This window comes from Methylobacterium thuringiense (assembly GCF_022179645.1).
Classification (GTDB): domain Bacteria; phylum Pseudomonadota; class Alphaproteobacteria; order Rhizobiales; family Beijerinckiaceae; genus Methylobacterium; species Methylobacterium thuringiense.
In genome coordinates, this window is sequence record NZ_BPRA01000001.1 from 194049 (window position 1) to 208907 (window position 14859).

The 14859-nt window shown below is 67.8% G+C and carries 12 protein-coding genes and 1 other RNA gene; 10 read left to right on the forward strand and 3 right to left on the reverse strand.

Features of this window, described 5'->3' with window-relative positions; genetic code table 11:
- Nucleotides 1-55: 55 nt before the first annotated feature.
- A complete protein-coding gene (locus MFF07_RS22460) occupies nucleotides 56-190 on the reverse strand; it encodes a hypothetical protein (protein ID WP_283206808.1) in 135 nt (44 codons plus the stop codon).
- A 365-nt stretch (nucleotides 191-555) separates the two neighbouring features.
- Nucleotides 556-783 (reverse strand): hypothetical protein, encoded by a 228-nt coding sequence (locus tag MFF07_RS00795; RefSeq protein WP_238230375.1) that lies wholly within the window; start codon nucleotides 781-783, stop codon nucleotides 556-558.
- Nucleotides 784-1019: 236 nt separating this feature from the next.
- Between MFF07_RS00795 and MFF07_RS00800 the strand changes: the two genes are divergently transcribed.
- Nucleotides 1020-3743: a hybrid sensor histidine kinase/response regulator gene (locus MFF07_RS00800; protein ID WP_238230376.1), complete on the forward strand. Its 2724-nt coding sequence runs from the start codon at nucleotides 1020-1022 to the stop codon at nucleotides 3741-3743.
- Nucleotides 3744-4086: 343 nt separating this feature from the next.
- Complete coding sequence (locus MFF07_RS00805; RefSeq protein WP_238230378.1) at nucleotides 4087-4527, forward strand: VOC family protein; 441 nt, start codon at nucleotides 4087-4089, stop codon at nucleotides 4525-4527.
- A 141-nt stretch (nucleotides 4528-4668) separates the two neighbouring features.
- Here MFF07_RS00805 and MFF07_RS00810 read toward each other — a convergent pair whose 3' ends face one another.
- On the reverse strand, nucleotides 4669-4833 hold the full coding sequence (locus tag MFF07_RS00810; protein WP_238230380.1) for a hypothetical protein: 165 nt from the start codon (nucleotides 4831-4833) through the stop codon (nucleotides 4669-4671).
- Nucleotides 4834-5022: 189 nt separating this feature from the next.
- On the opposite strand from MFF07_RS00810, the gene rnpB reads away from it, so the two are divergent.
- The 8 genes from rnpB to murD all read left to right on the forward strand — a co-directional run bounded on the left by rnpB (nucleotide 5023) and on the right by murD (nucleotide 14851).
- Nucleotides 5023-5431: RNase P RNA component class A (gene rnpB, locus MFF07_RS00815), an RNA gene on the forward strand.
- A gap of 372 nt (nucleotides 5432-5803) precedes the next feature.
- Nucleotides 5804-6850: a 16S rRNA (cytosine(1402)-N(4))-methyltransferase RsmH gene (gene rsmH, locus MFF07_RS00820; RefSeq protein WP_147816077.1), complete on the forward strand. Its 1047-nt coding sequence runs from the start codon at nucleotides 5804-5806 to the stop codon at nucleotides 6848-6850.
- 115 nt (nucleotides 6851-6965) lie between these two features.
- Nucleotides 6966-7400 carry a cell division protein FtsL gene (ftsL, locus tag MFF07_RS00825; RefSeq protein ID WP_147816079.1) on the forward strand — a complete coding sequence of 145 codons (435 nt, stop codon included), beginning with the start codon at nucleotides 6966-6968 and terminating at the stop codon, nucleotides 7398-7400.
- Nucleotides 7401-7405: 5 nt separating this feature from the next.
- A complete protein-coding gene (locus MFF07_RS00830; protein ID WP_238230382.1) occupies nucleotides 7406-9313 on the forward strand; it encodes a peptidoglycan D,D-transpeptidase FtsI family protein in 1908 nt (635 codons plus the stop codon).
- A complete protein-coding gene (locus tag MFF07_RS00835) occupies nucleotides 9310-10776 on the forward strand; it encodes a UDP-N-acetylmuramoyl-L-alanyl-D-glutamate--2,6-diaminopimelate ligase (protein WP_147816081.1) in 1467 nt (488 codons plus the stop codon). The genes MFF07_RS00830 and MFF07_RS00835 overlap by 4 nt, the downstream gene beginning before the upstream one ends.
- A gap of 100 nt (nucleotides 10777-10876) precedes the next feature.
- Nucleotides 10877-12343 (forward strand): UDP-N-acetylmuramoylalanyl-D-glutamyl-2,6-diaminopimelate--D-alanyl-D-alanine ligase, encoded by a 1467-nt coding sequence (locus tag MFF07_RS00840; protein ID WP_238230384.1) that lies wholly within the window; start codon nucleotides 10877-10879, stop codon nucleotides 12341-12343.
- 59 nt (nucleotides 12344-12402) lie between these two features.
- Nucleotides 12403-13485: a phospho-N-acetylmuramoyl-pentapeptide-transferase gene (mraY, locus tag MFF07_RS00845; protein WP_147816085.1), complete on the forward strand. Its 1083-nt coding sequence runs from the start codon at nucleotides 12403-12405 to the stop codon at nucleotides 13483-13485.
- A gap of 4 nt (nucleotides 13486-13489) precedes the next feature.
- Entirely contained in the window at nucleotides 13490-14851 is a 1362-nt protein-coding gene (gene murD, locus MFF07_RS00850; protein WP_147816087.1) for a UDP-N-acetylmuramoyl-L-alanine--D-glutamate ligase, read from the forward strand.
- Nucleotides 14852-14859: the final 8 nt, after the last annotated feature.

Sequence of the window (14859 nt, forward strand, 5' to 3'; positions counted from 1 at the left end):
ATAACGCTATGCTGCGATTTTCTATGCCGTATCGATTTGTTTGAAATTGCGATATCTAGAGCTTTAATGCTCCGGATATCCTGAAACGATCGAATTGCAGCGGCAACCTGATCGTGATGCGCATGATTGCCTCGAGGCTTTGAGCAACTGCGGTGAGCGACTGATTGCCGGCTTCATCGAGAACGTCCACGGGGCCTGTCCGCGCGTCTCCGGCGGATGAACGAAGGTCCGTATTTCAGCCAAAAAGCGGCGTCCTGTACCTGATTGCGCAGGGGATGCCGGTGTCCGATCGGGCCGCCCGGATAGGCCGAAGTACCGCGCGATCGGCTGGTACGGCCCACAATTTGACGACGCCAGCCACCTCGACGGGATCGGACTGGCATTCCGTCGGTCTGGCCGCGTGTCGTAGAGCGAGCCTCTGAGCCCGTCCCGAACTTCCTTCAGCCTGCTACAGGCCGGGATTTGATCCAGGCGAAGCGCTCGAGCAGGCTGCTGGCAAAGTCTCGGCTGGTCGTGTTTCGCGAGATAGGTTCCGTGAGCCTTCGAGCGGTCGGCTCAGACCTCGCTCGCCGGGTTGGCCGGATCGAAGAGCCCCGGCGGTTGCGCCCGGTGATCGGTGGCTGCGCTGGTCAGGAAAAAGCACCGGACGAACCCGTGTTTGCAGCCGATCGAGACGGGCGTCTTTTGGCCGAGTGCCGGAACGGCAATCTCAACCTTGGTTTTGGTGCCGGCCGCTTTGGCCGGCCGCGCCTTGGCGCCTCGGCCATGCGCCTGATTGTCCAATGGCAGTCCGGCCCTGTTCGGAACGTAGAAACTTGCCCCTCGGCAACACTTTGCCGTTGTCGTTTTTCAGTTCGGACACTCGACCCTCCCAGGCTGCCGGCTTGTCGACGACGCATAGGATGTTCCGATGAGATCGGTGCGCCGACCGTCGGCCAAGGTTGAAGTCCTCGCGTCCAACACAATCACGCGCTATCCCGCCCCGCATGCAGACACCGCCCCTCCCGGACCCGGAAGACTTGTCACGCGAGCAACTCGAAGCCGAAGTGCGGATGCTGCGCGCCCGATCCGCTTCACTTGCCCAGATGTTCGAGCAGGCTCCGGGTTTCATCGCCCTCCTCAGCGGTCCCGATCACCGCTTCGCGCTCACGAACGCCGCCTACCAGCGCGCCATCGATCATCGCGCCGTGGTCGGCGGCACGGTTGCCGAGACGTTGCCGGACGCGGCCGCACAGGGCTACGTCGACCTGCTCGACGCAGTGTTTCGCTCGGGCAAGGCGCACCGGGCGACAGGCGCCAGATACGACGTCCAGGCCGTGCCGGGCGGTCCGGTCAACGAACGCTATCTCGACTTCGTCTACCAGCCCATCACCGATGCGCACGGGGCCGTCAGCGGCATCTTCGTCGAAGGTCACGACGTCACCGAGCGTACCCTCGCCGAGGTCGCCCTGCGCGAGAACGAGGCGCGCTACCGAACCCTGTTCGAAAGCATCGAGGTCGGTTTCTGCATCGTCGAGATGAGGTTCGAGGGCACCCACGCCGTCGATTACCGCATCCTGGAGGCCAATCCAGCCTTCGTGCGGCAGACGGGCGCCGACGTCGCCGGCCGGTGGGTGAGCGAGTTCGCGCCCAACCTGGAGCGACACTGGTTCGACACCTATGGCGACGTCGCGCTGACCGGCGAGCCGGCGCATTTCGAGCATTACGCGGACGTGTTCGGACGCTGGTTCGAGGTGCGCGCCCTGCGGACCGGCGACCCGGATTCGCATCGCGTCGCTATCTTCTTTTCGGACATCACCGAGCGGCGGACCGTCGAGAAGCGTGCCGAGGCGGGCGAGCGCGAGCTCCGTCTCATCACGGACGCGCTGCCGGTTTTGATCTCCTTCATCGGCGCCGACCACGTCTATCGCTTCGCCAACAGGGCCTACGACGACTGGTTCTCGATACCCGCCGAGGACATCGTTGGCCGGGACGTGAGGGACCTCCTCGGCCCGGAAGCCTACGCGGCCCGCAAGCCATACATGGATCGGGCCTTGGCGGGCGATGCGGTCACCTTCGAGCTCGACTGGCCACGCCGCGACGGGGAGCCCCGCGTCGCAGAGATCCGCTATTTGCCCCGCCGCACGGCGGCTGGTTCGGTCGACGGCTTCCACGTGTTCGTCCACGACGTCACGGCGCGCAAGCAGACCGAGGTCGACCTCGCGCGTCAGGTCGCCGACCGCACGGCCGAGCGCGACCAGATCTGGCAGGCCTCATCGGACATGCTCTGCGTGGCCAACCTCGACGGATACTTCGTCAGCCTCAACCCGGCTTGGCCGGCGACGCTCGGTTGGAGCGAGGCGGAGATGAGGACCCGGCCCTTCCTGGACTTCGTGCATCCCGACGACGTCGCCTCCACCTTGGCGGCCGCGGCCGGCCTGGCACGCGGCGAGCCCCAGATCACCTTCGAGAACCGCTACCGGCACAAGGACGGCAGCGAGGTCTGGCTGTCCTGGAACGCGGTGCCGCGCGACGGCCTCATCTACGCCTCCGTGCGAAACGTGACCGAGGCCAAGCTCCAGGCCGAGACCCTCGCCAGGACCGAGGAAGCCCTGCGCCAGAGTCAGAAGATGGAGGCTGTCGGCCAACTCACCGGGGGCCTGGCACACGACTTCAACAACTTGCTGGCCGGCATCTCGGGTTCGCTCGAGCTGATGCAGACACGCATGGCCCAGGGCCGCCTCACCGAGATCGACCGCTACATGACGGTGGCGCAGGGCGCGGCCAAGCGCGCCGCCGCCCTGACGCACCGCCTGCTCGCCTTCTCGCGCCGGCAAACCCTCGACCCGAAACCCACCAACGTGAACCGTCTCGTCGCGGAGATGGAAGAGCTCGTCCGGCGAACGGTCGGCCCGGCGATCCATTTGGAAGTGGTCGGCCTTGCCGGAATATGGCCGGCGCTGATCGATCCGGGCCAGCTCGAGAACGCGCTGCTGAACCTCTGCATCAATGCCCGCGATGCGATGCCGGAAGGCGGCCGCATCACCATCGAGACCGCCAACAAGTGGATGGACGAGGCCGGGGCCCGCCAGCACGACATGCCGCCGGGCCAGTACCTCAGCCTGTGCGTCTCCGACACCGGGACCGGGATGTCCGCAGACCTCATGACCAAGGTGTTCGAGCCGTTCTTCACGACCAAGCCCATCGGCGAGGGCACCGGCCTTGGTCTGTCGATGGTCTACGGTTTCGCGCGACAGTCCGGAGGGCAGGTCCGGATCTATTCCGAACTCGGCGAGGGGACGACGGTCTGCCTCTACCTGCCGCGCCACTACGGCGATGCCGACCAGAACGACGTCACGCGACGGCTCGACGAAGTCGGGCGTGCCGGCCAGGGCGAGACGGTGCTGATCGTCGACGACGAGCCCTCGGTACGGATGCTCGTGACCGAGGTTCTGGAGGACCTCGGCTACACCGCCATCGAAGCTGCCGACAGCGTGGCAGGCCTGAAGGTGCTGCAGTCCGACGTGCGCATCGATCTGCTGGTCACAGATGTCGGCCTGCCGGGCGGCATGAACGGCCGCCAGATGGCCGATGCCGGCCGGGAGCGGCGGCCCGACCTGAAAGTGCTCTTCATCACCGGCTACGCCGAGAACGCCGTGCTCGGGAACGGGCATCTGCGTCCCGGGATGCAGGTCCTGACCAAGCCGTTCGTGCTGGAGACGCTCGCCACCCGTATCCGCGACCTGATCGAGGGAGCGGCCTGACCGGGCGTCTCCGTCGCGTCACGCGTCGATCTCGAGGAACGGTGGCCGCCCGTGAGCTCGGAATCGATGGGCGGGTGAACCTACGGAATCAAAGACCCCCGGTCGTACCTTGGATGTGGGGACGGAGTGCGTTTCATTCGAAGAGCTGTCTGGGCAGCTCGGCCATAGGATGCAGGGGTTTTCGATCACGGAGATCTATGCGGCCTACTCGCCGGATTATCAGGCCCTAGCTACCGCGGCGATTGACGAACTTCTGCAGGCCGTCGCGGCAGAGAGTCACTCTTGTCAGTTTTTGATCAGACCGAAGAAAAATCCCCCATAAAAACAAAGAGATAGCAGCCTGATGAAATATCTGCACACGATGGTCCGCGTGGCGGACCTCGATACGGCGCTCGACTTCTACGTGAACACCTTCGGGCTTCAGGAAATCCGCCGGGTCAAGAACGAGAAGGGCCGCTTCACGCTCGTCTTCCTCGCCGCTTCTGACGATGCCGGCCGTGCGACCTCCGAAAAGGCTCCAGAAATCGAGCTGACCTGGAACTGGGATCCCGAGAGCTATTCCGGCGGCCGCAACTTTGGGCACCTCGCTTATCAGGTCGACGACATCTATGCCTTCTGCAAGAACCTGCAGGACAAGGGCGTGACCATCAACCGGCCGCCGCGCGACGGCTACATGGCCTTCGTGAAGTCGCCGGACGGGATCTCGATCGAGCTTCTCCAGAAGGGTGAGCGTAAGCCTCCGCAGGAACCGTGGGCCTCGATGGAGAACACCGGCAGCTGGTAATTTTTGGGGTTTTTGCTCACTCGCAGGCACCCCGCCGTCATCCTGGGGCCGCGTACCGGAACCCGGGGATCCGCCCAACACGCTGCGGCCAGTCGTAGATCCTGGATTCTCGCCTTCGGCGAGTCCCGGGACGACAGTCGGTTAGGGACTGGCTGCCGGCGTTATACCGAGTTCGGCGAGCTTGGCGGCGACGGCCTCGACCGGGCGCTTTAGCTTCAGGCTGATCAGCGGAAGCGTCAGACCCTCGCGGGCCATCTCCCGCAGGGCGTGAACGGCGTCCAGGCTCCATTGCGTTTCCGTCGACATGGCGCGACCTCCTGCATGGTGAGAGACCCGGCCCGACGGCCCGCGGCCTCGACGACCGGAAGAGTGATCCCGTCGGCCAGGGCTCGCAACCGGCCGCCGAAAATCCGGGCAGGCCCGAAAAGCAGGCAGGCCGGCATCCGGCGAATCTCCTTGACCGCCGAGGCGACCGCGGCGCACATCCGCCCCGGATCAGTCGGCCGGGCGGCCGCTCCGCGCAGGTCTCGCGACAGGTGCGGGGAGGAAAGTCCGGGCTCCATGGAGAGACGGTGCCGGATAACGTCCGGCGGGGGCGACCCTAGGGACAGTGCCACAGAGAGCAGACCGCCTCGCTTGCGAGGTAAGGGTGAAAGGGTGCGGTAAGAGCGCACCGCGGACGCGGCAACGCGGACGGCACGGCAAACCCCACCGGGTGCAAGACCGAATAGGGGCGACACGCTTATCCCCGCGAGGGGACAAGCAGGCCCGCTCTCCAGGCCCGTCGCCCGGGTTGGTTGCTCGAGGCGGTCGGTGACGATCGTCCCAGAGGAATGGCCGCCACGTCCGGGTGCCGCAAGGCGCCCGGGCCCTACAGAACCCGGCTTAAAGGCCGGCTGATTCCATCATTTTTCGACACGCGGATTTCAGGTCGATCACCCCGAAATCCGCAGCCGTTTTGACGCTCGGTTAACCTTGCTGAGGTCTGTTTCGACGAGGCCCGCTCCGCAAGGCCACGCTCGTTGACGGCGCTCGAAGGCTCATGGTACCCGAATCGAACCCGCTCAAGGTGATTTTCGGATCGGCGGACTCTCGTCTAGGTTGCTGGACGAGGGTTCGTGCGCGGGTCCATGGCCGCCGTGCGCTCGGTGCCGCCACTTCTGCCCGGACCGCCCTGGTGCGGTCCCCGCGCGTTGCAGGATCGCATGAGCCGGTTGTCTTCGGAAACGACGAGATTCGCAGCGATTCCGCCTTCGGTGGTGCGCGAGGTCGCGCGATGACCCGGCCGCCGCGCAGGGGCACGCCCGGCGAGGGGCCGCACGTACCGGTTCTCATGGCCGAAGTGCTCGACGCCCTCGATCCCAAGGGACCGGGCCTCGCCGTCGACGGCACCTTCGGAGCCGGCGGCTACACCCGCGCGCTGCTCGATTGCGACCCGGATGTCCGCGTCATCGGTATCGACCGCGACGCCAGCGCCATCGCCGACGGCGCGGCACTTCAGGCCAAATCCGGCGACAGGCTCCGCCTCGTCCAGGGCCGCTTCGGCAGCCTCGACACGCTGGTGCAGGCCGAGGGCGAACCGCATGCCGACTGGGTGGTGCTCGATATCGGCGTCTCGTCGATGCAGCTCGACCAGGCCGAACGCGGTTTCTCGTTCCGCAACGACGGCCCCCTCGACATGCGCATGTCGAGCGAAGGCCAGAGCGCGGCCGACCTCGTCAACGAGGCCGACGAGGAATGGCTCGCCGACATCTTCTTCCATTATGGCGAGGAGCGCCGCGCCCGCGCCGTCGCCCGCGCCATCATCGAGGCTCGCCGCCGTGCACCGATCACGACCACCGGCCAGCTCGCCGAACTGATCGCCGGCGTGGTCCGGGTCGATCCCGGCAGTCACTTAAACCCCGCGACACGCAGCTTCCAGGGCCTGCGCATCGCGGTGAACGACGAACTCGGCGAACTGGTCGCTGCGCTTCACGCGGCCGAGCGCATCCTGAAGCCCGGCGGCCGTCTCGCGGTGGTGAGCTTCCATTCGCTGGAAGACCGCATCGTCAAGCAGTTCCTCTCGGCCCGCAGCGGCCGTGCCGTCCAGGCCTCGCGCCACGTGCCGAGCGTCGAGCGGCCGGCGCCGAAGAGCTTTTCGCCCGTCACCAAAGGGCCGGTCCTGCCCTCCGAGCACGAGTGCCACGTCAACCCGCGCGCGCGCTCCGCAAAACTTCGTGCCGCCGAGCGCACCGACGCCCCCGTGCCCGAGCCGCTCGACGCGGTCCAGGCGCTCGCCATCCTTCCGGCAACCGCCGGCCTTCGCGGAGGATCGCGCCGGTGACACCAACGGCCGTCCACTACGGGTCTTTCTGCCTTCGGCCGTTGGCAAGCGCGCATGCGCGCCGCCGCCTTCACGGCGGACGGACCTTGAGGCGCCAGCATCAAGGTTCAGCACGATGATCCGTCTTCTGAACTTCCTGGCGGTCTTCGGCCTGATGGCGGCGGCCGTCTACGCCTACTCGACGAAGTACGACACGCTGTACCAGTCGGCTCAGGTCTCGAAGCGGAAGACCGAGCTGCACAAGGAGCGTCAGGCCATCGCGGTGCTGCGCGCCGAATGGCAGCTGCTCACCCGCCCGGATCGCCTGCAGGCTGCGGTCGAGCGCCATCTCGCGCTGGAGCCGATCGGCACCGACCATCTGGCGCGGATGTCCGACCTGCCGGCCCGCCCCGATCGCGGCGACGAGATCGGCCGGCTGCTCGCCGCCACCGCGACGCCGAAGGACAAGCCGACGGCGAAGGCCGACGAGCCGCGCACCACCGGCTCGATCACGCGCTCCACGACGACCCGCACCGTCAGCACCCGCACGCCGAATACGGCTTCGAGGTAAATCCCGTGTCCGAACACCCTCCGCAGGATCAGGACGTGCCGGCCTCGGACGCCCACGCCGCGATGGACGCGTCGCAGGTTGCGCACCACCAGGTGGCGGACCAGGCAGAGCCCGAGGCCGCCGCGCATGAAAGTGATGTGCAAGGGGACGACGCGCCCGAGCGCTTCGTTGCCGTCGAGCCTCGCGCGCCCTTTCTCGTCGGCCTCTACCGGAAGATGTTCCGGCTCGCGATCGAGCGGTCCTTCGCCCGCGTCGGCATCGTCGGCCTCGGCTTCGGCATGGTCTTCTGCGCGATCAGCATCCGCCTCGTCATCATGGCGGCGACGCCGGGCTCCGGTACCGACGACCACCGTGTCGCCGCCGCGGCCACCACCGCGATCCGCCCCGACATCATCGACCGCAACGGCGAGATCCTCGCCACCGATATCCGCACGGTCTCGGTCTTCGCCGAGCCGCGCAAGATCTACGATAAGGACGAGGCCGTCGAGCTTCTGACCGCAGTGCTGCCCGAGCTGAATGCCTCGGAGCTGCGTACGAAGCTCTCCACCAAGAAGGGCTTCGTCTGGGTCAAGCGCGAGATCACGCCGAAGCAGCAGCTCGAGGTGCATCGCCTCGGCATCCCCGGCGTCGGCTTCCTACCCGACCACAAGCGCGTCTACCCGAACGGCGTCGCCGCCGCCCACATCATCGGCGCGACCAACCTCGACAATATCGGCATCGCCGGTATGGAAAAGTACATCGACAACCAGGGCAACGGCGCCCTCAACAGCCTCGGCTTCGTCGCCAAGCAGGCCGACCTGGCGCCGGTGCAGCTCTCCCTCGACCTGCGGGCGCAATTCGCGGTGCGCGATGAGCTCGTGAAGGGCATCGAGCACTTCAAGGCCAAGGCCGGCGCGTCGATGATCCTCGACGTGAACACCGGCGAGGTGATCGCGCTCGCCTCCTATCCGGATTTCGACCCGAACGAGCCGAAGGACGCGCTCTCGGCCGACCGCATCAACCGGATGAACGTCGGCGTCTACGAGATGGGCTCGACATTCAAGGCGATGACCCTCGCCATGGCGCTCGATTCCGGCAAGTACAACGTCAACTCGACCTTCGACACCCGCGGCGGCGTGCTGAACTGGGGCCGCCAGCGCATCCACGACTACCACGCCACCGGCCGCGTGCTGACGATGCCGGAGGTGTTCACCCACTCCTCCAACATCGGCTCGGCCAAGATGGCGCTGGGCGTCGGCATCCCTGGCCACAAGGCCTTCCTGCGCAAGATGGGCCTGCTCGACCGGATGCGGACCGAGTTGCCCGAGAGCGCCTCGCCGATCCTTCCGCAGCGCTGGAGCGAGATCAACACGATCACCATCGCCTTCGGCCACGGCATCGCCGTCGCCCCGATCCAGGCCACCGCCGCCGTCGGCGCGATCATCAACGGCGGGGACTACATCGTCCCGACCTTCCTCAAGACCGACGAGGCCACCGCCCGCGCCAAGTCGACCCACGTCATCTCGACCCAGAACAGCGAAGCGATGCGCTTCATCATGCGCCTCAACGCCGTCGAGGGCTCGGCCCGAAAGGCTGCCGTGCCGCTCTACTACGTCGGCGGCAAGACCGGCACGGCGGAGAAGGTCATCGGCGGGCGCTACAACAAGAACCGGTTGTTCACGACCTTCTTCGCGGCGGCCCCGATGGACAAGCCGAAGTATCTCTTCGTGACGCTGATGGACGAGCCGCAGGGCCTGCCCGAGACTGGCGGCTACGCCACCGCCGCCTACAATTCGGGTTCGGTGACGGGTAAGATCCTCGAACGCGTCGCGCCGATCCTCGGCCTGCCGCCGCAATTCGACCCGCCCGCCAAGCCGTTCCCGCTGATGACGAAGCTCGGCGCCTATCACGCCAACATGGTCGACGGCCGGTGAGCGGGGCGCGGCTCGCCAGCCTGTTCCCCGACGCCGACGTCGCGGATCAAGCCGTCACCGCCATCACCGCAGACAGCCGCAAGGTCGTCCCGGGCGGCATCTTCGTCGCGATCCCCGGCACCAAGGCCGACGGCCGGCTGTTTGCCGCGAAGGCCGCCACGTCCGGTGCGGTTGCAATCGTCGGCGAGGGCGAGCGGCCGGCGGATCTGCCGGCCGCAACCGCCTGGATCGCGGTGCCCGACGCGCGCCGCGCCCTCTCGCTCGCCGCCGCCCGCTTCTCCGGCCGCCAGCCCGAAACCGTGGTCGCCGTCACCGGCACCTCCGGCAAGAGCTCGGTCGCCGACTTCGTCCGCCAGATTCTCTCGACACTGGGCCGCGAATCCGCGAGCCTCGGCACGGTCGGCATCGTCACGAATGCGGGCGCGGCCTACGGCTCGCTGACCACGCCCGACCCGGTGACGCTGCACGAGACGCTGGCGCGGCTGGCCGATGACGGCGTCACCGACCTCGCCATGGAGGCCTCGTCGCACGGTATCGAGCAGTGCCGGCTCGACGGCGTGGAACTCGCGGCCGCCGGCTTCACCAATCTCGGGCGCGACCATCTCGATTATCACCCGACGATCGAGGATTATCTGCAGGCGAAGCTTCGGCTGTTCACGACGCTGCTGCCCAAGGGCCGGCCGGTGATCGTCAACGCCGACGGCGCGTATGCCGAGCGGGTCGTCGACACCGCAGACGCGGCCGGACACGAGATCCGCACCACGGGTCGCGGCGGCCACTACATCCGTCTCGAGGATGCCCGCACCGAAGGGTTTTCGCAGGCGTTGACTCTGCGCGGCCCCGGTCTGGAGGGCGAGACGACCTACACCGTGAAGTTGCCCCTGGTCGGTGGCTTCCAGGTCGAGAACGCGCTGGTCGCAGCCGGCCTCGCCCTGGCGACACCGGGCGGCGCGGCCGATCCGGCCGGTGTGTTCTCGGCGCTCGAATCCCTCACCGGCGTGCCCGGCCGCATGGAGCGAATCGGCGAAGCGAATGGTGGCCTCTGCCTCGTCGACTACGCGCACAAGCCCGAAGCGCTGGAGCACGTGCTGGCGGCGCTCCGTCTCTTCGCCAGCGGACGTCTCGTCCTCGTCTTCGGTTGCGGCGGCGACCGCGACACCGGCAAACGGCCGGTCATGGGCGAGATCGCCAAGCGCCTCGCCGACCGCGTCATCGTCACCGACGACAACCCGCGCACGGAGGAGCCGGGCGCGATCCGCGCCGCCATCCTTGCCCAGGCGCCGGGTGCGGAGGAGATCGGCGACCGGGCCGAGGCGATCCGCAAAGCCGTGCGGGGCCTCCAGCCGGGCGACGTGCTCGTCGTCGCTGGCAAGGGTCATGAAACCGGCCAGATCGTGGGCGACCGCGTGCTCCCCTTCTCGGACCACGACGCGGTCCGCGCTGCGATTGCGGAGCTGACGTGATTTTTGGGTTGCTCGCCTCGCGCGCCATAGTCTCGCAAAACCCTCTCCCCTCTGCGGGGGAGGGTGGCGCTCGCGTCCGTCACGATCAATCGGAGGCCGCATGACCGACACGACCTCCCTCTGGACGCCGGCCGCGCTCGAAGCGGCTACCGGCGGCCTCCTTCACGGCGACGCACGCGCCATCACCGGCGCCTCGATCGACACCCGCACGCTGCAACCCGGCGACCTCTTTTTCGCGATCAGGGGTGAAGCCCGCGATGGGCACGCCTTCGTGCGCGGTGCCCTGGAGAACGGCGCCGGTGCGGCCGTGGTCTCCCAGGACCGCGCGAAAGAATTCGCAGACGCCGGCCCGGTGCTCGCGGTCGCCGCCGGCAGCGAAGACCCGGTCCTCGACGCCATGCGTGCGCTGGGCATCGCCTCCCGCGCCCGCTCAAGCGCCGGCATCGTCGCGGTGACGGGCTCCGTCGGCAAGACCGGCACCAAGGAGGCGCTGCGCCACGTGCTCTCGGCCCAAGGCGAGACCCACGCCTCGGTCGCCTCCTACAACAACCATTGGGGCGTGCCGCTGACGCTGACGCGCATGCCTTCGAGCGCCCGCTACGGCGTCTTCGAGATCGGCATGAACCACGCGGCCGAGATCGTGCCGCTGGCGGCGCAGGTCCGGCCGCAGGTGGCGCTCGTCGTCACCGTCGAGCCGGTGCATATCGAGCACTTCCGCTCGCTCTCGGCCATCGCCGACGCCAAGGGCGAGATATTCTCGGGGATCGAGCCCGGCGGGGTCGCGATCTTCAACCGCGACAACGCCAATTTCGAGCGGTTGCTGGCCCATGCCCGCGCCTCGCAGGCCGGCCGCGTGATCAGCTTCGGCGAGCACGCGGAGGCCGACGTGCGGGCGAACCGCATCGTCACCCGGCCCGACCTGTCGGTGGTCGACGCGAGCGTGATGGGCGTGCCGGTCACCTATCAGCTCGGCACGGCCGGCCGGCACACCGCGATGAATTCTCTGGGGGTTCTCGCCGTCGTTCACGCCCTCGGCGCGGATCTCGCCCGCGCCGCAATCTCGCTCGCTGGGCTCAAACCCCCAGTCGGGCGCGGCGAGCGCACGGCGCTGACCATCGGAGACGGCGCGGCTTTTCTGGTCGACGAGAGCTACAACGCGAACCCGGCCTCGATCCGCGCCGCCCTGGCGACGCTCAGCGGCATCGAGACCAGCGGACGTGGACGGCGAATCGCCGTGCTCGGCGACATGCTGGAACTCGGGCCCTCGGCCGAGCAGCGCCACCGCGAACTCGCCGACGCGGTCCGCGCCAGCGGCATCGACCTCGTCTTCACGGCAGGCTCCATGATGCGCCACCTGTTCGAGGCTCTGCCGGTGGCCAACCGCGGCATCGCCGCCGCGACCTCGGCGGACCTCGTCGACGCGGTGCTCGACAGCCTGCGCCCGGGTGACGCCGTGATGGTGAAGGGCTCGAACTCGATCCGGATGGGCAGGATTGTCGAAGCGGTGAAGGCCCGCTATGCGGTCGGCACCGATCCGCGGGAAGCACCACTCAAGGTAGCGCCCTGACCGAATGACGCCGGCCGTCACGCAGCGCGGCCACGTTCCCTGACACCGCGGCCCCCGACATGCTTTATCTCCTTTCGGAACTGTCGAGCAGCGTCAACGCGCTCAACGTGTTCCGCTACATCACCTTCCGCACCGGCGGCGCGCTGTTCACGGCGGGCCTGTTCGTGTTCTGGTTCGGCCCTTGGATCATCTCCCTGCTGCGCCTGCGCCAGGGCAAGGGCCAGCCGATCCGCGAGGACGGCCCGCAGACCCACCTCGTGAAGCGCGGCACGCCGACCATGGGCGGGCTGATGATCCTGGCGGGCTTTCTCGTTGCCGTGATCCTATGGGCCAACCCGCGCAACCACTACGTCTGGGTGACGCTGGCCGTCACCGTCGGCTTCGGCGCGATCGGCTTCTACGACGACTACCTCAAGGTGACGAAGCAGTCCCATCTCGGATTTTCCGGCAAGTTCCGGCTGGCGCTCGAAGCCGCCATCGCCGGCGCCGCCTGCCTGCTGATCTCGATCTACTCGCCCGCCGGCCTGCAGAACGAACTCGCCTTCCCGGTCTTCAAGGACGCGCTGCTGAACCTCGGCTGGTTCTGGGTCATCTTCGCGGCCTTCGTCATCGTCGGCGCCGGCAACGCAGTGAACATCACCGACGGTCTCGACGGCCTCGCCATCGTGCCGGTGATGATCGCCTGCGGCACCTTCGGCGTCATCGCCTACCTCGTCGGCAATTCCTTCACCGCCGGCTACCTGCAGGTGAACTACGTCCGCGACACCGGCGAGCTCGCGGTGGTCACGGGTGCGGTGATCGGAGCGGGCCTCGGCTTCCTCTGGTTCAACGCGCCGCCCGCGCAGATCTTCATGGGCGATACCGGCTCTCTGGCGCTCGGGGGCCTTCTCGGCACCATCGCCGTGGCGACGAAGCACGAGATCGTGCTCGCCATCGTCGGCGGCCTGTTCGTGTTGGAGATGATGTCGGTGATCATCCAGGTCGCCTCGTTCAAGCTCACGGGCAAGCGCGTCTTCCGGATGGCGCCGATCCACCACCATTTCGAGCAGAAGGGCTGGAAGGAGGCACAGGTCGTGATCCGCTTCTGGATCATCGCCGTGATCCTGGCGCTCGCCGGCCTCGCCACGCTGAAGCTGCGCTGAGACGATGACGCCCGCCACCACCTTCGCCGGCCAAAAGCTCGTCCTGTTCGGCCTCGCCGGCTCCGGCCTCGCCACGGTCCACGCGCTGAAGGCCGGCGGCGCCGACGTGATCGCCTGGGACGACAGCCCCGAGAGCGCCGAGCGGGCGCGCGGCCTCGGCATCACCGTCTCGGACCCGCGCGAGGCGGACTGGTCCGGCTTCTCCGCGCTCGTACTCTCGCCCGGCGTGCCGCTGACCCATCCCGAGCCGCACTGGACGGTGGAACTGGCAAAGGCGGCCGGCATCCCGATCATCGGCGACATCGAGATCTTCTGCCGTGAGCGCGCGGCGGTTGCGCCGGATGCCCCATTCGTCGCGATCACCGGCACCAACGGCAAATCGACCACGACGGCGCTGATCGCCCACGTGCTGGCCCAAGCCGGCTACGACGTGCAGATGGGCGGCAATATCGGCACCGCGATCCTGTTGTTGGAACCGCCGTCGCGCGAACGCATCCACGTCGTCGAGCTCTCGACCTTCCAGATCGACCTGACGCCGTCGCTGAAGCCGAGCGTCGGCATCCTGCTCAACCTCACCCCCGACCATCTCGACCGGCACGGCACCATGGAGGCCTATGCCGCCATCAAAGAGCGCGTGGTGGCATCGGCCGACCTCGCCATCGTCGGCGTCGACGACGCGCATTGCAGGGCCATCGCCGGGCGGCGGACGGGACCGATGGTCCGCGTCCATGTCGCGGGTCACGGCGAAGCCGAGGCGGAGCTGATCGCGCGAGAGGGCCGGGTGACCGAGGGGGAGGGGGCGGTGCTCGCCGACCTCGACGGAATCGGGTCGCTCCGCGGCGCCCATAACTGGCAGAACGCGGCCGTTGCCGCCGCGGCCGTGCGCGCCTTCGGCGTCGAGGGCGAGTCGCTGGCCGCCGCCCTGAAAAGCTTCCCGGGTCTCGCGCATCGCATGGAACAGGTCGGACGGCGCGGGCGCGTACTGTTCGTCAACGATTCCAAGGCGACCAACGCCGATTCCACCGAGAAGGCGCTCACCGCTTTCCGCGACGTCCATTGGATCGTCGGCGGCAAGGCGAAGGAGGGCGGGATCGTAGGACTGGCTCCACTGTTCGACCGCGTCGCCCACGCCTACCTGATCGGCGCATCGAGCGCGGCGTTTGCGCAGACGCTGGACGGGCGCGTGCCCTTCACGCTCTGCGAGACGCTCGACATTGCCACGGCGAAAGCGGCGGAAGCCGCCGCTGCTTCCGAAGCGGCCGAACCCGTGGTTCTGCTCTCGCCGGCCTGCGCCTCGTACGACCAGTTCCGGAATTTCGAGATCCGGGGCGACCGCTTCCGAGAGTTGGTCAAGGCGCTGGGCTGAGGCGCGCA

Coding starts and splice junctions, on each gene's coding strand:
- murD (WP_147816087.1), top strand. CDS start 13,490: ATGACGCCCGCCACCACCTTCGCCGGCCAAAAGCTCGTCCTGTTCGGC.
- ftsL (WP_147816079.1), top strand. CDS start 6,966: ATGATCCGTCTTCTGAACTTCCTGGCGGTCTTCGGCCTGATGGCGGCG.
- MFF07_RS00805 (WP_238230378.1), top strand. CDS start 4,087: ATGAAATATCTGCACACGATGGTCCGCGTGGCGGACCTCGATACGGCG.
- rsmH (WP_147816077.1), top strand. CDS start 5,804: ATGACCCGGCCGCCGCGCAGGGGCACGCCCGGCGAGGGGCCGCACGTA.
- MFF07_RS00810 (WP_238230380.1), bottom strand. CDS start 4,833: ATGTCGACGGAAACGCAATGGAGCCTGGACGCCGTTCACGCCCTGCGG.
- MFF07_RS00840 (WP_238230384.1), top strand. CDS start 10,877: ATGACCGACACGACCTCCCTCTGGACGCCGGCCGCGCTCGAAGCGGCT.
- mraY (WP_147816085.1), top strand. CDS start 12,403: ATGCTTTATCTCCTTTCGGAACTGTCGAGCAGCGTCAACGCGCTCAAC.